The sequence below is a fragment of the Acinetobacter sp. YH1901141 genome (genome assembly GCF_013416935.1).
Taxonomy (GTDB): Bacteria; Pseudomonadota; Gammaproteobacteria; order Pseudomonadales; family Moraxellaceae; genus Acinetobacter; species Acinetobacter towneri.
In genome coordinates this window covers 20,418-41,206 of record NZ_VPEY01000024.1, presented here as the reverse complement: position 1 = coordinate 41,206, position 20,789 = coordinate 20,418, and the positions used below count along the sequence as shown (strand labels likewise).

The following is a 20,789-nucleotide window of genomic DNA, read 5'->3' as shown; positions in this document are numbered from 1 at the left end:
TTCTATCTAAAGTCAGTTGCACTTGGTCGAATGAAAACATATTGAAAATCAACTGAGAAATTTGACGATAATCAAAATACTGACCTGCAAAGAAGCGCTGCATACGTCGATAAAATGATTGTGGTAAACACTTGATGGGCAAGGCTTTAGATGCAGAAGAAAGATTACATGTTTGCTTTAAAATAATCACAAGCATGATGAGCGCAAAGCACTTTAAATGTGACTTGTTCCATTTTAGAGATTTGTTTAAGATAAGATATAACTCATTGAGATGTGTCATAGTATTCGTCGTTAGAAAACAATTATTGTGACATTATTTCAATGAGTTATCTATTTTTGTCGTGTACAGAGAAAGTGGTGAGTAAAGAACAAAAGCGTTTACAGTTGATTGAGGAAAATGAAGAACATCAAACCATCATTGTCAGAGTTTTGGTGATTTAAAGTCATTTCAATCTAGATTAGTCAGAGCTTCAATATAACAGCAGAATGATTGAGCATCAGTGGAGCGTATCGAAGTTGGTGTTTTTTTAGTCACTGGATGCAAAAAATTGTATTTCACATCACAAGAAAAAATTGAAGAATTGATTAAAAATGCTAACTACGTCACATATTTGTGTTGGTATTTTTGTAGATTAGCATTTTTCAAACGGGCTGTAATGGCTTAAATAAGCTTATGTTTTTTAGATCAATTTTTATTTTAACAGACTGATAATTGAGATAGAGAGAAAATTAATTAAAATATCTTAAAAATAAAATCATGACAGATAGAACAAAATATAATTGAATTTTAACGTATTTTTTGAATGCGTGTTACATTTTGGTTTTTATTATATTGTTAAATAATAAAGTGTTTTTCTTAGATAAAATTAAAAAAAACAGTGTATTTTCTTTATTGGAATTGAGCATTTTTGTTATTGCTGTGTATAGTCCTTGCATCTCACAATAGTGAGGAAGTTTAAAGGGGCTAAATATAATGAATCATAATGCAATTATCATGATGACGCTGATCATTTTAGCTGTGGGATTTTCTCTAGGCATTTATGTGTATTTTGAACAAAAGAGAAAGCAAAATGAAGAAATTCAGCTGATCATTACAGAAGCAAGACAGGGTCTAGTAGAGTTAGATCGGAAATAATAATCTAGGTGTAAATCGTATACTTCGATGCGGATCCAATGGGATATGTTAAAGGTGAAAAATAGACTTAAAAAAGTAATTTTATGCCACTGTTTGTCGGTCAGATGACGATAAAATAAATGAACGAAACATAGCTGTAGTTTCTTAGTTTTCCCACATTCCCATGTGGGATTTTTTTTGTCTAAAATTTAGACTAGCGCAGTATTTATTAAGATAAGTCATTATTTTTATGTACAAAAGTGACCTTTATTATAAAGATCAAAATAAGGTGCATATTCCTGCATAAACCTACCACCTATTCCTATTCGTTCCCTACCACTCATTCCTATTCCAAGTCGGCCACTTAGGGTTTATTCAGTAATAGAATTACAAGAAGAATGAACCTCATAAAAAGTATTCAAATGCCAATATTGCACAACAGCGCGACTTATATCATTTAGCGATGAACTGATTTACGATTACGTTCGATGATCGATTAAAAAATCGAACTTACACAAAATAATTTACAGGCTCTAAAATACGTTTAGTACTTTTAGCAGTATCAATAACAATACCACCACCTTTCTTCGCAACCGTTACCATCCCTGTACTAATCGCTGCTGAAAGACCATTGAGTGCTGTTGTCATCTCCTAATTTTGGTGGGTATTTAGCCTTATCGACTACAGCCCCTTAATTAATTACTTCAAGAAAATCATCTATTAAATTGAGTAAATCTAGACTTTTACATTTAGAAAAAATTACCTTATTTACAATGTTATCTTTGTATTCAAAAAAATGATCTTCATATAAAAACCAAGTAAAATAAATAGTATTATTATTCCTTGCTGCCCTTTTACTGAAATCATCAAAGGTTTCTTCTAAATTGATTCTGTAATTCTCAGATAATAAACCTTTAGGATAGAAAAATTTTTTACAATTTTCATCATTTATCACATTGCTATAATAGTAATTATCATTTAGTAAGTTTTTTAGTGAATTTATAAAGCTAGTCACATAAGTAGGAGAGTCTAAAGTTCCTAGATACTCCCCCTCAATACATAAACGCAATGGGATGAAATTACTATTCTGATAATTTCCATCAAACTCTATAAAAACTTGATCGTTTCCAATTCTATTCATTTGCTATCTACCATTTTTATCAAGTCAGAAGGGACATCAGAAATCTTGATATTTCGTTCCTTTCCTGAGGACGTAATACCTTTTGTCGAACCATTCCAATGGAAATTGCCATTACCATCATCTTGAAACCTATGATAAATGACCTTCCCATCTTTATTTTCAATTGCCCATCTATTTTTTGGATCACTATCAATTTTTACACTGTTTTCCCATAATTTTACATGATTGTCAGGAATTATTGCTTTAGTAGAGTTATAAGGCATATTTCCATCTTTCAAGTCATGATGTCCTGGATTTTCATAATATTGTGTTTCAACATTAATAACTTTATCTTTAGTTGATGGCTTGGTGCCTTCGACTATGTAATTACCAATAGTATTATTACTTTCGTCCTTATGTATGCCTAAAATCAGCAAAAAATCTATTTTTTAAATTCAGTAATATTAATAGGCTGATCTTTGACTAACTCAAGTACACCTTCACCACCTTTAAAATGAATAGATACACCATCATCATTGCTCAGTAAAATACCGCTACCAGATACAGCACGTTTTAAATGATAAACTGTGTCTGAATTATCTACCATTTCTGCAGTTTCAAAATTATCTGAAGATTTTAATTCAATGGTTAAGTCTTGTGGGCCATTAAAATAAATAACTTGTGTTTCTGCAGGTGCATTACTTTGTACTTTTTCTTGGCTCACTTCATTATTCGAATTTGAGTTACATCCCATTAAACCGAATGCAAGTAATGTTGCCCCTAAAAAATATTTCATTTTTGTACCTTTTCTAAAAAATTGAAGCAAACTTATACTAATGACTTTAACTTTTGATAAAAAGATGGAATTACACTTTTATACTAAATTTTACTGAAAGTAATGAAGCTAAAGTTGACTAAATAAATCAGGAATTGTCTTCTTTAAAAATTAATGCAAAAAAATATAGCAATATATGTTTCTTTAAATAAAACCTACATACACTCACATTCCTTGATCTTGAATTATTGTACGCTCATGTCATCTTAATTTTTGAATTTCAGCTATGAGTAAAAATAAAATGTACGATGCTCAGGTTTTACAGCAACAATATGAGCAATGGCATGATTTACATCGACAGATGCGAGAAGCGCAGCAAAAATGGCAAGCTGCAGAAAAGCTCTGGCAAGAATTACAGGCCTATTATCAAAGTGAACAATGGCTTGAGGACTATGAAAATGCGCCTGAACTTAGCTGCCGCGAAGGGGAATATTTTATATTATCGCAAGATACGCTATGGAATGCTTTAGAAGGGCGTCGCCAACAGGCAATTGATTGGATGAAACTGAGTTTAAGTGTGATTGAGAATTAAACTTAATCCAAACTTACATCTAATTTATTTTGATCAATAAAACTATCATCACAGTTTTATTCAGTAAATTTACTGCATATTTAATCAGTTATGTTATTTTGAGTTGGTTTGAAGAAATTAAAAACGAGTATCAACATGAAAAAGTTATATAGTGTTTTGGCTGTTTTAAGTGTGGCAACTTTAGCTGCGTGTAGTAATCAGCCTATCAATGAACAAACTCAGGTGCCACAGACCATGCAAAATTGTGTCCCAGAATCTGCTGCGCAGTTAGTTGGTAAAACAGGTTTGACTGAAACACAAATTAAAGCGCTTACCCGAGCTGAAATTGTGAGAATGGTTACACCAGGTCAGCCTGTAACAATGGATTATCGTATGAATCGAGTCACTGTGGTGGTCGATCCGAAAACTAAAATTATTCTACAAGCTTCTTGCGGCTAAACAATTTTAAGAAATTTTCTCAATATTACCCTGAAAATTTGATCTGATTTTCAGGGTTTTTCGTTTTAATCAGCCAATCACTCAAAATTAAAGTACTACAGTGTTAATATATCGGTTGTCTTAAAATTTTAGATCAGGTCAGATAATGCACTTATTTATGTGTTTGAAAAATCAAGGAAATATACATTGATGCAAGCCTTGAATATATCGACACGTTTAGGTGGATTCTACTTTTTCTACTATGCAATTGTTGGGACGTTTTTGCCTTTTTGGAGCCTGTACTTAGAAGATCAGGGCTTTAATTATCAGGAAATTGGTGTTTTATCTTCCATTGCCATTTTAACTCGATTTTTCGCGCCTTTTATTTGGGGATGGATTGCAGATAAATCAGGCAAACGGATGCTTTTGGTACGCATCGCAACTTGGATGGAAGCCAGCATTTGGTTACTGATTTTTATTGTTCCGAATAGCTTTCAGTCTGTTGCATTACTTATGCTGATTTTTAGCTTTTTTCAAAATGCAATTTTGGCACAATTTGAAGGCGTGACTTTGTTTTGGTTGGGCGAGAAACGTGCAGAACTCTATGGCAAAGTGCGTAAATGGGGTTCTATAGGTTTTATTGTCGGGGTTTTTGGCATAGGTGCTATTTTAGAAATTATACCAATCTCCATGTTACCGATGTTGCTACTCAGTATTTCTTTACTGGCATTTCTATGGTCATTCAGTATTCAAGAACCAAGCTCCGCACCCATTGCACAAAAACAACTTGAACCCTTATTGCCTATTTTAAAGCGCCCAGTAGTCTATTCATTTTTTATAATTGAATTGATTTTACTGTTTTCGCATGCACCATTTTATAGTTTTTATAGTAATTTTTTAAGTCAGGCAGGATTTAGCACAAGTCAGATCGGTTTATTGTGGTCTGTCGGGGTGGTTGCTGAAATCATTATGTTTGCCTATGCGAGTTTGTTTTTAAAGCGTTGGTCTTGGCGTTCACTGGTTGCCGTATGTTTAATTTTAACAGGCTTACGTTGGGTGATAGTTGGTTTATTTCCATCCATATTTTTTGCACATTTTTTTGCACAAAGCATCCATGCCTTTAGTTTTGGATTATTTCATATCATTGCCATGCGGGTGATTTTTCAAAACTTTTCTGCAGGGCAACAAGGTCGTGGGCAAGCACTTTACAGTACCATGTGGGGTTTAGGTGTTGCACTGGGGAGTATTTTGGCAGGGCATTATTGGGATATTGTTTCAGGCGAATGGATTTTTATTTTTGCAGGATTATCTACACTCGTTGGTCTGTGTTTTATTTGGGGATTGCCAAAGCAATTAGAATCGCAGTCAATGTCGAGTGATACCAAAGCCTAGATTGGTGATTTTGCAGTGATACCGTTCTTTTATCAAAAATAGAAGCAAGCAAAGTTGGATGGGTATAGTTTGCTTGCTTCTTACTAATTGATTGCTACATTAAATACGGATTTTAGCGTATTGATGCCACCACGGTTGAGCCGTTTCAAGTTGTGCAGCCAGTTGTAAAAGCACATCTTCACGTGCAAAAGGCGCAATAAACTGCGAACCCAATGGTAAGTTATCTTTATTCCAATACAATGGCACAGACATTGCTGGCAGCCCAGTAATATTGGCAAGTTGAGTAAATGGCACCCATTTTAGGTTTTCTTTGACAATGCGATCGACCAATTTACCTTGCGCTAACCAATGTGCTTTACCTGCATGTAATAGTGTTTTTAAAATTGGTTTTTGCCATGCAGGAGTTTTAACTTCGCCATTTTTTGGTGCAACTGAGGCAGTTGCAGGGATGAGGTATAAATCATAACGCTCAAAGAATTGATTCATTTGTGCGACATATACCCCCCAATTATTCAAATTGCGAATGTAATCTACTGACGTGGTTTTTGCGCCAAAGGCAGCCAAAGCCAAAGAGTCTAGCTCAAAATTATCGGAATGATTTGGCAGGCGAGTTTGAATTTCAGCAATTAAATAAGCAAATTGGCTAAACCATGTGGTAATGAAATCTTTGGCCAATTGCATGCCATCAATAGCAGGACGGTCTTCAACCACTTCATGCCCTAAAGATTCTAAAAGCTGTACGGTTTTTTGAATGGCATTGATGGCATCTTGTGAAACAGCTGTACCAATCGGAGATTGGGTCGAATATGCGATTCTTAATTTTTTTGGCGCTTGCTGAATTGCATCTAAATAACTGCGTTCAGGAGCTTCAATTTTGAAAAGTGAATGACCATCTGCGCCATGCGTTGCATCGAGCATTGCCGCACTGTCACGTACACTTTTACTTAAAATATGTTGCATCGCTGCACCATGCATGGCTTCACTGAGTTGTGGCCCCCACGGGGTGCGTCCACGACTTGGTTTTAAACCAAACAAACCACAGTAAGACGCAGGAATACGAATTGAACCACCGCCATCACTTGCCCCTGCAATCGGCACAATACCTGCCGCAACTGCAGACGCAGAACCACCAGAAGAACCACCACTATTGTGTTTCAAATTCCATGGATTTTTACATGCACCCCAAGCATCTGGCTCGGTTATCCCTTTAATCCCAAATTCAGGCGTGTTGGTACGTCCAAAGGTAACGATTCCGCTATTTTCCCAACGATTTACAATTTCTGCATTTTGTTCTGCAAGATGATGCGCACGTTTTAAACCCTGACAACCAAATGAAGTCGGATAGCCTGCATATTGTTGAAATAAGTCTTTGACTAAAAAGGGCACACCTGCAAATGGGCCTGTTAATTTTGTTTGTGTGCGCTGCCGTGCATGTTCATGCATAGGAATAATAATGGCATTTATTTGTGGATTCGTTTGTTCAGCACGTTGTAACGCAATATCTAATAATTCTGAGGCCTGAACATCCTTTTTGGCAACCAGCTCTGCCAAGCCTAAAGCATCATATTGGAGGTATTCTGCAAGTTTCATTTCAATCCTGAAAATCTGTATTGTCAAATTGATGTTGTATGCTATTTTTGTTTAAGAAGCAAGAATGACCCGATTACGACCTTGCATTTTTGCCTGATATAGCGCCTGATCTGCCTGAATAATTAAATCTTGTAAAGGGAGATTGGTGGGTAAGTGTGTATGTGACACGCCCATGCTTACTGTAAAATGAATGGGTTCAAGGTTTTCTAAATTTAACGCTTGATGTTCAATACACATACGAATACGTTCTGCAATGCGTTGAGTTTTATTTAAGTTATTATTGTTCAGCAAAATAATGAACTCTTCACCACCAATGCGACAAAATAAATCGTGATCACGTAAATTGCTTTTAACGATGTTAGAGAGATGTTGCAAAGCACGGTCACCGACATAATGCCCATATTGATCATTCATTTTTTTAAAATCGTCGATATCTAACATAATTAAAGACAATGAATGATTGTTTTTATGCTTTAAAGCTTTTTCACTTAACTGAGTAAAACTACGGCGGTTCAGTGTTTCGGTTAAACTGTCATGATTTGCCAAATACAATACTTCTCTATACAACTGATTTCGGTTTTGGCTAATCACACATAAAATTAACGTGGCAAGACCTAAAATAATTAAACCCACACGAATAGAAATAATGGTGGTTAAATAACTCGAATTCACTTGATCTATAAACAAGCCTGTGACGCTGTGATACAGAGTTAAACAGACCAAGCTATTAATCAGTGCCAAATTAAAAAGTTGATAGCTGGCAGCTGCCCAAATTAACGCAGCCAATGGATATAATAGTGCGCCTGGTCCATAAAAAATATGGGTGCAGGCGATAGAGATCAGTAATGCAAAAAAGGGCAAGATATCCTGAATTTGAGTTTCTTTAGCATATTGATTATTTATAAGTTTTTTGAATTTAGACCAGCCTGGGGCAGCCAAAATTAAAGGTAAGACAATTACCGCATTTAAAATTTCACCAGACCACCAAGTAAAAAAATCAATCCAACGATTTTCTTTTAACATAAAGGTGTGCGGCAAATTTGGCAGCAGAAGAATGGCAAATAAAGCCCCAAAGAAACAGCCTAAAGTTACAGCAATAATATGTGGATATAGCTCTGACACATTATTATTGCTCGCTGGAAGTTTAGCGCGGGCAAAATTAAAGAAAAACAACCCACTAAAAACAGCTACAAAGTTGGAAAGCGTTAAACCTAGCGTCATCAGGAAAGTATTGTCTGTGACCAAATCGGCGCCCATATAGCCAAAAAAAGCACCCAAAATTCCACCAAAACTTTTTAAAGATGGAAAGCGAATGAGTAGCCCCAACAAGAGGGCGTTGCTTGGCCAAAAAAAAGAAAAGTAGCTAAGTGGGCGAGTAAAAATACCCAATAAACAAGAAAAAAATACCACAACGGCTAGCAGTCCAAAGGCAAATATTTGCTTTTGAGTCGAAGATATAGTTTGCGGTATGCTAAAGTTTTGCAAGTACTAAACTCACTTTTGCAATGGGTTGATAATTAAGAAAAAAACTTGAATGAGTGTGACGTTCACAACAGAAAGGCGATCATATCAAATAACCATTACCTACAAAGTCGATTAAATGTAAACTAAGTCACATTTTCGTTAAATAAAATTGTTGTCTTATGTTTATGCTTGCAGATTTGGATTAAAAATATGCTAAGTTGTCTAAACGGTTTATATCTTTAAATAAATGTATGAAAAAAATATATCTAACCACAGTTTTAAGCTTATGTTCTGTCTGCGCGATTGCGAATGAAAATACAACAATAGATTCAGCCAAGTTAACGCCAGTAGCAGCAGAAACGACCAATAAATTTCGTGTGGTGACCCGTCCAGAAATTGTGGGGCTGTGGGGCATGCAAATCCCAAATAATCGTAAATGTATTGAATATTACAACTTTAAAAGTAATAGCGATGTGGTGATTAAAAGCGGTCAAGAATGGTCTGCAGGTGTATATGATTATCAACCTTCACAAGACCCTGCAAATTCGTTACCGGCTTTAATTTTGCAAGTTAAATATGACAATAATGAAGTGGATTGTTCTGGATATCAGGAAGACCAAACAGGGGACATTTCACAATATTTTGTAAAATGGAAAAATGCGCACACCATTAATTTCTGTAGTAATGAAAAAGCAGAACAATGTTTTGCGACGTTGTACCGCGTCCTGCCTTAAACTTTTCATTATTTGGTCTATTAGAGATCTTTTATAAACTCGTACCCCTCATCCTGTAGCGCGTGTATTGATCATCTAGAGCGCTAAAGCACAAAAGTAGTGAATTTCAATCTTTCATTAGACGAATTATTGATGATCATTTTTCGAATCCAGAATCAATTAACAAGAGCGACACATTTTAGTGAGTTGAAAAGTTAGGTGAATTCTTAGAATCATTAGACTTTTTCAACCGGCAATGACCTTATTACATAAATTTGGAGCAAGCTGTGATTTAAAGGTTTGAGGAAATTTAAATATAATTAAAACATAGTGTTAGATATTTGTTTCAACAAAGCTCTTACAAATAAGACTTTATTTTCTCTTATTCATATACGAGTGTACGAGTGCATTTTAATTTAATGAAAATTTTATCGTCTTGCTGAAAATAAAAACGGCTACTGAGCCATGCAAGCATTTTGCGACACATGGCTCAGCAATAAATCCATAATTATGCCTCGTCAATTTCTAAAGGATTTAGACTTTGGACAGAACTTGCTTTAAATGGTGCAGCAATTTGCTTTAAATCTGAACCCGATGGGGCTTGATACACTTTTAAGCCAAACTCCGGAATAATTGCCAGCAAATGATCAAAAATATCGGATTGAATACTTTCATATTCTTTCCATGCAGTGGTTTTGGTAAAGGCATAAATTTCTAGTGGTAAACCTTCACTGCTTGGCTGTAGTTGACGAATAATCAATGACTGAGATTGATTAATGCCAGGATGCTGTTTCAGATAAAATTCAACATAGGCACGGAACGTCCCTAAATTGGTTAAACGGCGTTGGTTGTATTGTGATTGATTTGCTAACTGCTGATTAAACTGCTCAATTTCTTCATTTTTGCTATGTAAATATTGATCCAATAACAAAAACTCTTTAAGTTTGCTTTGTTCATGTTCAGTCATAAAGTGCACAGAACTTTGATCAATTAAAATGGCACGTTTAATACGTCGGGCACCAGCTTCCTGCATGCCACGCCAGTTTTTAAAGGTATCGGTAATGAGTTTATTGGTTGGAATAGTGGTCAGGGTTTTATCCCAGTTTTGCACGGTGACTGTATGTAATGACATATCAATGACATCACCATCGGCATTTAAAGAAGGCATTTCAATCCAGTCACCAATCCGTACCATATCGTAGGAAGAAATTTGTACCGAAGCCACTAGAGATAAAATGGTATTTTGGAAAACCAACATCAAAACAGCAGCCATCGCACCAAAACCTGCGAGTAAGGTAAACACATCTTTTTTCAGGAAAGTGCCTAAAATCATGAGGGCACAGACCACATAAATAATGAGTTTAACTAACTGCAAATAGCCCTTAATTGGCTTGTTGCGTGACTTAGGGTTGCGTTGATAGAACAGGTTAAAAATATTTAAAAATTCAGAAATTGCCAATGCAATGGTCAGGAATATAAAGGCTTGCGCACCCATTTGCACAAAGCTTTCTACTTTATCTGACAAATGCGGTACGGTGGTGATGCCGTTCATAATCACGACAGCTGGGACAATGTTGGCAATACGTCGGATGACACTATGCTGTGAAATAATTTCACTATTGGCAAAGGTCATTTTAGAAATCAGTTTGCGAATCCCGCGCACTACAATTTGCTTGGCAATAAAGTTGGCTAAAATTGCCAGTAGAATCACAATACTGAGTGAGGTCAGCATTTCTAACCAAGGGTATTGGTTATACCATTCCTGAATATTTTGAATAAAATTAAATTCTTGCAAAAGGTCCTCGCTTTAAGGTTGCTGATTTTCGTCTGCACGGCACTTAGAATTTTGGCCTGCAATTCACCTTAATTCTTCATTGATGTATGAAATTGTTAGATAGTGTATCGACTAAAGTTTAAATTTGAAGGCTGAGTAACTTTTTGCTACATTTCAATTATTTGTTTTTACTGAAAGTTTTCAATCAAGTTGCAGTCATAATAAAAAAGCCAGTACAGATACTGGCTTTGAATAGATACCTAGCATAAATACTTGCGTGATCTACCACATTAAATCATCTGGAATCACATAGGCTGCGTATGGATCTTCTTCATCTGTCGTGGCTTCATTTTTCTCGGCATTATTGACAATAATAAAGCCTTCCATTTTGCTATTAATACGTTCAGCTAAAGCTTTAGGCAGGAACGCATAACTGTCATTTTCTTTGGCAATCACCAAACTACCTGCCACGAGTGCATTGTAAATTTGTTGATTGATATACACTTTTTTAATCTTGCCATCTAAAAACTGATAAGCCACTTCACCATCGGTATCACGAATTTTATGCTGCTGAATCATTTGCATAATTGCTGCTTTCAGTTCTTTTTCCTGTAAAGCGGCTTTCTTTTCTTGCTCAATAGCTTGGTCTTTGGCGAGTTTTTCTTGCTGTGCCTGTGCAATTTTGGCTTTCACTTCAGCATCTTTACTTTCACCTGTGCGCTGTTCGTGTAAGGTTTGTTTAGACAGTTTTTTTGCTTTTTTATTATCCACTAAACCCGCTTTGAGCAATTGTGCCTGTAGTGCATTTTTAACCATGATAATTTCCGAAACTTAATGTTGAAGATGTCGATAGCGAAAATAAATAATCCAATACACCAAACTCAAACTTAGGCTGAGTCCTGCAGGTACCAGAAAAGAATTCAGTTTAAATGTAGGATAAATGGCTGCAGCGAGTAATCCACCCACAAAGAAACCAATTAAAATCAGTAGGTGTAAAACAATACGCCTTTTTTCAACTTGTAAGCCCCGCACTCGATAACCGAGGGCTAAGCCTAAATCGGTCAATACCCCAGATAAATGTGTGGTGCGGATGATGGTGCCTTTATAGTAGCTGATCATGGCATTTTGTATGCCCATGGCAACCGATGCCCAAAGCAGGGCATAACGTGGGAAATAAGGCAATAATGCCCAGCAGATTAAAATAAAAAATGCCACCAAACTCATGGGCAAACCATAACGACGCCCTAAGCGAAAATTGCTATTTCCTAAAATGACGCCGCTATAAAATGAGCCAATCACATAGCACAAAATCACCAGAAACAAGAAAATCATGGCTTCTGGTTTCCAGTCGATTAGCGCCATCGCCAAGATACTAACGTTACCAGTCATGTGCGAAACGGACTGGTGCAATACGGTCACCAATCCGAGTACGTTAATAATTCCAGCATTGACGGCTAGAAAAAAAGCACCAAATTGCACCCAAAGGGGTAAAGTTTGAAAAGGCATAATGGATGATTGCGTAAGTTTCCTAACGCATTGTATCTTAACTCAAACCACGGTCAACCGCAGTAGTAAATAGCACATCGGTAGATGAGTTAAGTGCAGTTTCGGTTGAATCTTGCAATACGCTAATGACCATACCAATTGCAACAACTTGCATGGCAATATCTGAAGAAATACCAAATAAGCCACACGCTACAGGAATCAGCAGTAACGAGCCGCCCGCAACGCCTGAAGCACCACAGGCCGACACCGTTGCAACCACAGATAAAATCAGCATGGTGCTAAAATCGACAGAAATCCCTAAGGTATTTACTGCAGCTAAGGTCAAAACGGTAATGGTGACTGATGCGCCTGCCATGTTAATTACTGCACCTAACGGAATTGCAACACTCGCGGTTGATTCCTGTACGCCTAAACGCTTGGCTAAGTCTAAATTGACAGGGATATTGGCTGCAGAACTACGGGTAAAGAAAGCAGTAATGCCACTTTCGCGTAAGCATTGAAAAACTAAAGGATAAGGATTGCTGCGGGTCACAAATGCCACCATGATTGGGTTGATGACCAACGCGACAAAGAACATCGTACCTAACAAGACTGCCAATAATTGAGCATAACTGGCTAAGGTGCTCAAGCCTGCATCGGCAAATGTCACGGCAACCAAGCCAAAAATACCGAAAGGTGCAAAGTTAATCACCAAGCGAATAACGCGATTGACTGCATTGGCTGCATCATTCAACAATGCTTTGGTGGACTCTGTAGCATGGCGGAAGGCAATCCCTAAAGCCACAGCCCAAGCCAAAATACCAATAAAGTTGGCTTCGGCAATGGCAACTACAGGGTTAGCAACAAAACTAAGTAAAAGATTTTTCAAAATTTCAGCAAGACTGCCCGGCGGGGTTAATTCTGAATGTGTTGCAACATCTAAAAATAATGTACTTGGGAAAAGCGTACTTGCAATAACTGCACTGAGCGCAGCCAAGAACATACCAATCGCATACATCAGCATAATCGGTTTGATATAGGCATTGCTGCTTCCAATTTTAAAATTGGCAATCGATGCCATGACCAAAATAAAGACTAAAATTGGCGCAACAGACTTCAGGGCTTTAATAAATATATCACCCAAAAGGCTTAAATAAGGCGCAGATTCTGGAAATAAAATTGCAACAGCCACACCGAGTACAATTGCAATCATAATTCGGGAGACTAAACTCAAACGCAAAAAAGCTGAAAACATACGAAAACAAGGTTAAAGAAAAGCGGCTATTTTATACTGAAATATCCATGTGCTTAAAAATAATTTTTATATAAAAATTAAGTCTATATTTTTAAAAGTGATATTTATTAAACTACTTAAATTTCAGCAAGATAAAAGTACTCTTTGATCAAAAAGCATGTGTGTTGAGCATCCAGTTTTAAAGATAAAATTAAAGATCAATTTCTTGATCTTTAAGTCAGTTCAGGCGCAAGCTCTTGCATGGCTAAATAATGTGACAAATAAACTTTTCCATTTAAATGCTGCAAAAGTTTTGAGTGTTGTAATTTGTCCATTACCGGGCCTTTAATTTCAGAAAAATGCAGACAAATATTCAATTTTTTTAGTTCAAGATTTAAATCTTCCAGCATTTCGAGTGCGCTTAAATCAATACTGCTAATACTCGAACAATTCACCACTACATGCTTTAACTGAGGGTTTTGGCTGACTTGATTAATAAAAAAGCCTTTTAAAGTATTGGCATTTAAAAAGGTTAGATTTTCATCAATTCGCATGGATAGCACGTGTGGCGCGGTACGCACTTGATGCCGCTGAATATTACGAAAATGTTGTGTGCCTTCAAGTAAACCAATTACCGCAATATGTGGTCGGCTAATACGCCACAACATTAGAATAAAGGTGGACACAATCCCAATAATTAAACCTGTCGAAATATCAATGAATACAACACCAAAGAACGTCACCCACATGGCCAGACCATCGGCTTTGGAATAACGCCAAGTTTCTTTAAAAGATTGGAACTCGACCAGTTTCCAAATTGAAACAATAATGGTTGCAGCCAAAACAGCCAGTGGTAAGTCTTGGAAAAATCCCGTGAAGTATAAACTGACAATAACAATCACGATGGAGGTAAATACACCTGCCATTGGTGTTTTTGCACCTGCATCGGCATTGACCACGGTACGCGACAAACTGCCTGTGACGGGAAAAGAGGAGCTAACACCTGCGCCAAAATTGGCTAAACCGAGTGCAATCAGTTCCTGATTGCTATTTAAGTGACTACGTTGTTGTAAGGCGGTGGCTTGCGCAATAGACAGAGATTCCACAAAACTGATCATGGCAATCATGGCTGCGCCAGGAAGGAGTTGTAGAACAAGTTGTGCATTCCATTCAGGGAATTGAATAGGCGGAAATCCTGAAGGAATTTCTCCGACTGTTTTAATGCCGATTTGTTGCAAATGCAATGAATAAACCAAAGCAATTGAACCGATCACCAATACCAATGGCAAGGCTTTTAAGATAAAGCCGCTACCTCGAACACGCTCACGAATGGCATTACTGTTGATGATTTTAGGGGCATAAATTAGAAATAAAATGGCAGCAACACCCAAGAGCACGCTATAAAAATGGGTTTGTCCCACATATTTCCAAAAGCTGTATAAGAACTCAGGTAAGTTATTGGCTTTAAGGGGGATGTCTAACACAAATTTAAGCTGTCCAATCGCAATCATTAATGCAGAGGCAATAATGAAGCTTTTAATAACAGGATGGCTAATGAGTTGAATTAAAAAACCGAAGCGAAAAATCCCTAAAAGTAGCGAAATAATGCCGACCATCACAGCAAGTAAACAGGCTGCTTGAATATAAGCTGCCGAGCCGACTTCAAATAATGGATTGAGCGTCGCAAAGGTCATCATGGAAATAATGGCGACTGGGCCAATGGACAAGGTTGGGCTGCCACCAACCAAGGCGTACATGATCATGGGGATCACGCTCGCGTATAAACCCATGACAGGAGGCAAACCTGCAAGCATGGCATAGGCCATTCCTTGAGGTACCAACATGGCAATGACAATAAACGCAGACAGCAGATCAGATTTCAATGTTTCTGCATTGTATTTTCGCAGCCATTGCCAAGCAGGTAGTACACGAGCCAAACGTGAATTGAAATCTGACATACTGAAATCTAAATCATAAATTTAGATATATTATGAACAAAAAATGCTAAGAAGTCTTTGAAATAGCAGGAGAGTATTCAAGTTTTATGGTGATGCCTGATAATACAGGCATTATCATTTAGACCTGCGGGCAATAAAGTGCATAGAGGGTATTAAGTACCTGCACCATTTTTTCATCTTTAATTGAATAAAAAATTTGCTTGCCATCACGGCGGGTATTCACCACATCACTTTTACGCAGCATCATTAATTGTTGCGATAAAGTAGGCTGATGAATTTGAGTTATTTCTTCAATTTGCGATACGTTTAATTCTTGTTGAGATAAATGACAAAGAATTAAAAGACGGTCACTATTCGCCAAAGATTTTAAAATTCCAACAACGGTATCCGCAGATTCACGCATTGATGTGATTTCAAGACCATCGTTCATTGTTTTATTCTCTTAATTTACAGCTAACCCAATATATATTAGGCGGGAGTGGAAGATAAATTATATAACATAAATCATTATTTATATATGAGAACAAGTATCATTTAAGAAAAGATATCAGCCAATCATAAATAATGGGCTGATATTCTAATCAAAAAATTGATAAAAAAGTGGCTGAGTTACAATAAAACCTATTTTTTCACTTGTTCAAAACTTTTTAATTCTTTCTCACTAAATTCACTCGATGCAGCTAACAATTCGTGAATTTCTGGGTTATACCAAGCAAAGTATTCCGACATTTTTGCACTAAAAGTATCATCTAGGCTTATCTGCGTAGCATTGTGTTGCAACAAGGCTTGCTGATCTAAACTGCTGATAAAACTTTTTAAGGTGGCACTATCAAAATAATATGCAGACTTAAATTGTGCAGAATCTGCAGCGCGTTGTAATACGGTTTTGGTCATTTTTTCCAAAACTTTCAGATTTAAAGGGATGTGTGCGCTATAACGCTGCAAAAGCCCTTGAATCAATACGAAATTATTTAAACTTGGTTTTGCCAGTTCAGCTAAGGCATAGAGTTCATGCTGTGTAGCTGGGTTCGGCTGTAATTGCAGATTTGCTTCTGTAACCCAATTTTGCTGAATAAAGTACGCCACAATTTTTTCGATTTCTTGAGAAAGTTCTTGCGCCGTCCATGCCAAGAAAAACTCTTGCTTCAAATATGGATAAATCGCCTGCAGTTTTTGCATTAAATCTGCGCATGATAATGCTAAATTTTGTTCATTAAACTGCTGCACAATTAATGCTACACACGCAGGCAAAATAAAGCAGTGCAAAATATTATTGCTAAAATAGCTCAATAAGATTTTTTGGCTTTCTGCGACTCGAATCTGTTCTACACCATCTTGGTTATAACGCTCAACTTGTTTAAGTTTTAGCGCATATTCAATAATTTCTTGTGGATTTAAACCCGTAATAATCATACGTGGGTCGTAGCACAATTGTTTGAGCAAACGTCGATATTGTTCAATTCGGGCGAGCAGCTCATCTTGTTTCAATGCATGCTGATCGGCATTTAATAAAATCAGAGAGATGAGGGCGATTGGGTTAATCACCACCGCTTTATTGATATTTTCCAAGATTGCATGCGCAGTATGATCTACCGTGTGAATCACAGAGGTCGGTAGTTCATCATTTATGTTCAGTTTTACATCGCGTGCTTGGTTGGCAGTTAAAACATCATCTAAAAATACAGGTTCGCCAAAGTTGACATAGACCTGACCAAAGACTTTTTCAATTTTACGGGCAGAGTTTAAAATACCCCATAAAGATTCGGCTTCTTTCGGTTTGCCGTTTAATTCATTTAAATAAGATGTGCCTTCAATCAGTTTTTCATAACCAAAATACGTTGGAATAAATGCAATTGGTTTGGTTGCTCCGCGTAAATGGCTTTGAATGGTCATCGACAACATGCCTTTTTTCGGCGGTAACAATAAACCTGTACGTGAGCGTCCACCTTCAATGAAGTATTCGAGTGGGGTGTTGCGTGACAATAAACTGTGTAAATATTCTTTAAATACCGAGGTGTATAATTCATTGCCGCTGAAAGTACGGCGAATAAAATACGCACCTGCACCACGCATTAATTGACCCACAATTGGTAAATTTAAATTAATACCTGCTGCAATATGCGGCACCATCAAGCCACGATTAAAAATTACATAAGACAGCAACAAATAGTCGATGTGGCTACGATGACAAGGGGTATAGACGATTTCATAGTCTTTGGCGAGTTCGCGTACCGTGTCAAAGTGATGCACTTCAATGCCATCATAGAGCTGTGTCCAAAGCTTGGTCAGTGCCAGTTCAGCAAAACGCAAAGTCGAATAAGAAAAGTCCGATACAATTTCAGTTAAATAGCTTTTAGCACGGTTTTCTGCTTCAAACATACTGACTTTTTGTTCGATACTTTCTTTACGAATAGCTTGTTGTACTGCTTCACTTTTCATCAACGCATGAATCAAATTACGGCGGTCAGATAAGTCTGGGCCTAAAATCGCTTCTTTGTGTTGATTAAAATTGTGTTCCAGATGTTGCTCAATAAAGTGCGCAGGCGATAAGTGTGGTTGTTGTTGTGTGGCTTGTTCAATAAGCTGACGTAAGGAAATTGCTTTATGAAACTCGATGTAGTTATCACGTGAATAGAGCGAAATATTAATGGTTTGTTTAAGCTTGTTTGGCGTAGACCATGCATCGGCAAATAATGCTTTAAACCAAGAGTCTTCGTATTCGGGTGAACGTCCCCAAAGTACAGTTACGGGAACTAACAACACATCATGTTCAGGATGTTGCTCTAAGGTTTCAATGAGTCGAATCAATTTAGCAGAGTAGTGATAAGCACTGTGCTGTGGGTTTTTCTCACGCAAGACCAAAATGGAATCGTCTTCCTGATGCTCGGCAATGTTTAAAGGCGCATACACAGAAGGTAAACCACGAGATTGCGTCTGCTGATCAATCAATACGGTATTGCTGAGAGAGGCATCTTGCAGCACATAACAAAATTGTGTTTTTTCAGAGCTTTGTGCAACACGATGTTCTAATTCTGCAGTCGTGCCTAATACTTGTGGCGTCACAATCTTATCTAAGATTTTTTTAGTGAAATTACGATAAAGCTGACTGTAACGTTTATTAGACATTGCATTCCCTACATTTTGTTATGTGTTGCTATTGTCAAAAAATAAATAGCGAATTTCAAACCCAAGTGCCGAGAAAATCGACAATTAAACTGAGGTCGTCATCTCTTTATTCTAATTCGCATTTTGTTGAAAGCTAATCATATTTTTGTATAAAACAATTTTCGTGAAACATCGGCAAAAATTTTATAAAAAGGTATGATAATTTAAATTTTGTTTATATAGATATAACTTAGGGAATAATCATGACCACAGATGCAGCTTTTTCAACACCAGCAAATTTAGGGATTGCCGTATATAGCAATAATGCAGAAGCGATTGGTAACACGCCATTGGTACGCATTAACCGTTTAATTTCTGGCGATGCAACGGTTTTAGCCAAAGTGGAAAGCCGTAACCCTGCATTTTCTGTGAAATGCCGTATTGGTGCTGCTTTAATTGCCGATGCTGAAAAACGTGGCGTGTTAAAAGCAGGTATGCATATTGTAGAACCGACCAGTGGTAATACAGGAATCGCTTTGGCATTTGTAGCTGCAGCAAAAGGTTATGAGATTACACTAACGATGCCTGCAAGCATGAGTATTGAGCGCCGTAAGGTGTTGAAAGCGTTGGGTGCAAATTTGGTGCTGACTGAGCCTGCAAAAGGTATGAAAGGCGCGGTGGATGAAGCAGAGCGTTTGGCAACCGAACATCCTGAAACTTATTATTTGCCGCAGCAGTTTAATAACCCTGCCAATCCGCAAATTCATGAAGAAACCACAGGCCCAGAAATTTGGGCAGCAACAGGCGGCAAGGTCGATATTCTTGTTGCAGGTGTAGGTACAGGCGGTACGATTTCTGGTATTTCGCGTTATTTCAAAAAGGTAAAAGGTCAGGCATTGCATACTGTTGCAGTCGAGCCTGCTGAATCTCCAATTATCGCTCAGGCCAAGCGTGGTGAAGCCATTACGCCTGCACCACATAAAATTCAGGGGATTGGCGCTAACTTTATTCCAAAAAACCTAGATTTAGATTTGGTGGATGAAGTGATTGCGATTGAAAGTGCTGAAGCAATTGACTGGGCGCGTAAAACAGCAACCCAAGAAGGTATTTTAGTCGGTATTTCAAGTGGTGCAGCAATGGCTGCTGCTGCAAAATTGGCGGCACGTCCTGAAAATGCAGGTAAAAATATTGTGGTGATTTTACCTGACAGTGGTGAGCGTTATTTATCTTCAGTATTATTTGAAGATATTAGTGCAGAATGATGTGTCTTTAGACAGTCAAAAGAATTTGAAAAATCCCAAAGTTTGAACTTTGGGATTTTTTATTTAGAGAATAAATTTATGAGGTGAGTTAATACGTTCTGAAAAGCAAATTTCTTTCTACTTAGACGCTAATATTTAGCGGGATCAGCAATGAATCCAACGAAGCTAACTATGTAAAAATCAAACAATCGCAGATACTTTATCTGGCGTCATCAGTGCTTGATTAATATATAGCTTGATTAAGCGTTCACGTGACCCAATAGCTTTTTGATAATGGGTAGAATTGAGTAATAACGACGCACCATAAGTTACTGTCCAAATATAAGACAGATAATCACGGATCGACATCGCGCTGTTAAAGGACTCTAAATAGGCTTGGGTGATGTCCTTAATTTCTAAAATACGCTGCTCACGAATATCGTATAACTGTTCAAACAATTCATTTAGTTTACGTTCATTATTGGTTAAGCGTTCTTCAATTGAGTGCAGCAAAATCGTACGGTTGGAATTAAGCATGTTATACAGCATGTACTGCGAAACATAAGTTTGAAAGTTATGGTGATACTGTTTGGAAATATCCAATAAACGCTGTTCATTTAAAATAATTAACTCTAAATAGAGCTGATTTTTACTTTTGAAATATTTATAAATTGTGCCTTTGGCAATATCTAACTCTGCAGCCAACTCACTTAATGTAATATCATTATGATTTTCCAGTAATAAAACCTCAGCCATTGCCAAAATTTTCTCTTTACGACGTCGGAAATTTTCTTGGCGTAGAGTCGTCATCAATC

The 20,789-nt window shown here is 37.1% G+C and carries 19 protein-coding genes and 2 pseudogenes; 6 read left to right on the top strand and 15 right to left on the bottom strand.

The window, feature by feature from the left end; genetic code table 11:
- Positions 1-280 (bottom strand): annotated as a pseudogene (locus tag FTV52_RS11825) (IS4 family transposase); the annotation flags it as partial.
- 693 nt (positions 281-973) lie between these two features.
- On the opposite strand from FTV52_RS11825, the gene FTV52_RS11820 reads away from it, so the two are divergent.
- Entirely contained in the window at positions 974-1,135 is a 162-nt protein-coding gene (locus FTV52_RS11820) for a hypothetical protein (RefSeq protein WP_004973471.1), read from the top strand.
- Positions 1,136-1,624: 489 nt separating this feature from the next.
- Here FTV52_RS11820 and FTV52_RS11815 read toward each other — a convergent pair whose 3' ends face one another.
- From FTV52_RS11815 to FTV52_RS11800, 4 genes are read right to left on the bottom strand one after another with little or no spacing between them, the layout of a single operon-like run.
- Entirely contained in the window at positions 1,625-1,762 is a 138-nt protein-coding gene (locus FTV52_RS11815; RefSeq protein ID WP_158660382.1) for a hypothetical protein, read from the bottom strand.
- A 43-nt stretch (positions 1,763-1,805) separates the two neighbouring features.
- Positions 1,806-2,255: a hypothetical protein gene (locus FTV52_RS11810; protein ID WP_179990861.1), complete on the bottom strand. Its 450-nt coding sequence runs from the start codon at positions 2,253-2,255 to the stop codon at positions 1,806-1,808.
- Positions 2,252-2,671: a hypothetical protein gene (locus FTV52_RS11805; RefSeq protein ID WP_131260874.1), complete on the bottom strand. Its 420-nt coding sequence runs from the start codon at positions 2,669-2,671 to the stop codon at positions 2,252-2,254. The genes FTV52_RS11810 and FTV52_RS11805 overlap by 4 nt, the downstream gene beginning before the upstream one ends.
- Positions 2,672-2,676: 5 nt before the next feature.
- Positions 2,677-3,030, bottom strand: coding sequence for a hypothetical protein (locus FTV52_RS11800; RefSeq protein WP_096901594.1), 354 nt, complete (start codon positions 3,028-3,030; stop codon positions 2,677-2,679).
- A gap of 265 nt (positions 3,031-3,295) precedes the next feature.
- Here FTV52_RS11800 and FTV52_RS11795 point away from each other — a divergent pair, with 265 nt between their 5' ends.
- The 3 genes and pseudogenes from FTV52_RS11795 to FTV52_RS11785 all read left to right on the top strand — a co-directional run bounded on the left by FTV52_RS11795 (position 3,296) and on the right by FTV52_RS11785 (position 5,410).
- On the top strand, positions 3,296-3,601 hold the full coding sequence (locus FTV52_RS11795) for a DUF4298 domain-containing protein (protein WP_179990860.1): 306 nt from the start codon (positions 3,296-3,298) through the stop codon (positions 3,599-3,601).
- A gap of 237 nt (positions 3,602-3,838) precedes the next feature.
- A pseudogene (locus FTV52_RS11790) lies at positions 3,839-4,039 on the top strand (I78 family peptidase inhibitor); the annotation flags it as partial.
- A gap of 189 nt (positions 4,040-4,228) precedes the next feature.
- Positions 4,229-5,410, top strand: coding sequence for an MFS transporter (locus FTV52_RS11785; protein WP_004973484.1), 1,182 nt, complete (start codon positions 4,229-4,231; stop codon positions 5,408-5,410).
- Between the two features lie 99 nt (positions 5,411-5,509).
- On the opposite strand, the gene FTV52_RS11780 is transcribed toward FTV52_RS11785, so the two are convergent.
- Positions 5,510-7,000 (bottom strand): amidase, encoded by a 1,491-nt coding sequence (locus FTV52_RS11780; protein WP_179990859.1) that lies wholly within the window; start codon positions 6,998-7,000, stop codon positions 5,510-5,512.
- Positions 7,001-7,051: 51 nt separating this feature from the next.
- Positions 7,052-8,485 (bottom strand): GGDEF domain-containing protein, encoded by a 1,434-nt coding sequence (locus FTV52_RS11775; protein WP_207973578.1) that lies wholly within the window; start codon positions 8,483-8,485, stop codon positions 7,052-7,054.
- Positions 8,486-8,715: 230 nt separating this feature from the next.
- Between FTV52_RS11775 and FTV52_RS11770 the strand changes: the two genes are divergently transcribed.
- Positions 8,716-9,198 (top strand): hypothetical protein, encoded by a 483-nt coding sequence (locus FTV52_RS11770; RefSeq protein WP_004973490.1) that lies wholly within the window; start codon positions 8,716-8,718, stop codon positions 9,196-9,198.
- A 487-nt stretch (positions 9,199-9,685) separates the two neighbouring features.
- On the opposite strand, the gene FTV52_RS11765 is transcribed toward FTV52_RS11770, so the two are convergent.
- The 7 genes from FTV52_RS11765 to plsB all read right to left on the bottom strand — a co-directional run bounded on the left by FTV52_RS11765 (position 9,686) and on the right by plsB (position 18,754).
- Positions 9,686-10,972: a mechanosensitive ion channel family protein gene (locus FTV52_RS11765; RefSeq protein ID WP_096901601.1), complete on the bottom strand. Its 1,287-nt coding sequence runs from the start codon at positions 10,970-10,972 to the stop codon at positions 9,686-9,688.
- Positions 10,973-11,233: 261 nt separating this feature from the next.
- The gene (locus tag FTV52_RS11760) at positions 11,234-11,767 is read right to left on the bottom strand and encodes a DUF2058 domain-containing protein (RefSeq protein WP_004973493.1); all 534 of its coding nucleotides are present in this window, start codon (positions 11,765-11,767) and stop codon (positions 11,234-11,236) included.
- Between the two features lie 15 nt (positions 11,768-11,782).
- Positions 11,783-12,457, bottom strand: coding sequence for a YoaK family protein (locus tag FTV52_RS11755; RefSeq protein WP_131261946.1), 675 nt, complete (start codon positions 12,455-12,457; stop codon positions 11,783-11,785).
- Positions 12,458-12,494: 37 nt separating this feature from the next.
- The gene (gene sstT / locus FTV52_RS11750; protein WP_179990858.1) at positions 12,495-13,691 is read right to left on the bottom strand and encodes a serine/threonine transporter SstT; all 1,197 of its coding nucleotides are present in this window, start codon (positions 13,689-13,691) and stop codon (positions 12,495-12,497) included.
- A 212-nt stretch (positions 13,692-13,903) separates the two neighbouring features.
- Positions 13,904-15,628, bottom strand: a complete 1,725-nt coding sequence (locus FTV52_RS11745; RefSeq protein WP_178866767.1) for a SulP family inorganic anion transporter — start codon at positions 15,626-15,628, stop codon at positions 13,904-13,906.
- 118 nt (positions 15,629-15,746) lie between these two features.
- The gene (locus FTV52_RS11740) at positions 15,747-16,058 is read right to left on the bottom strand and encodes a metalloregulator ArsR/SmtB family transcription factor (protein WP_004973501.1); all 312 of its coding nucleotides are present in this window, start codon (positions 16,056-16,058) and stop codon (positions 15,747-15,749) included.
- A gap of 191 nt (positions 16,059-16,249) precedes the next feature.
- On the bottom strand, positions 16,250-18,754 hold the full coding sequence (gene plsB, locus FTV52_RS11735) for a glycerol-3-phosphate 1-O-acyltransferase PlsB (RefSeq protein WP_178319045.1): 2,505 nt from the start codon (positions 18,752-18,754) through the stop codon (positions 16,250-16,252).
- Positions 18,755-18,996: 242 nt separating this feature from the next.
- Between plsB and cysK the strand changes: the two genes are divergently transcribed.
- Complete coding sequence (gene cysK / locus FTV52_RS11730; RefSeq protein WP_004973505.1) at positions 18,997-19,995, top strand: cysteine synthase A; 999 nt, start codon at positions 18,997-18,999, stop codon at positions 19,993-19,995.
- 180 nt (positions 19,996-20,175) lie between these two features.
- On the opposite strand, the gene FTV52_RS11725 is transcribed toward cysK, so the two are convergent.
- The gene (locus FTV52_RS11725; protein ID WP_004973506.1) at positions 20,176-20,784 is read right to left on the bottom strand and encodes a TetR/AcrR family transcriptional regulator; all 609 of its coding nucleotides are present in this window, start codon (positions 20,782-20,784) and stop codon (positions 20,176-20,178) included.
- Positions 20,785-20,789: the final 5 nt, after the last annotated feature.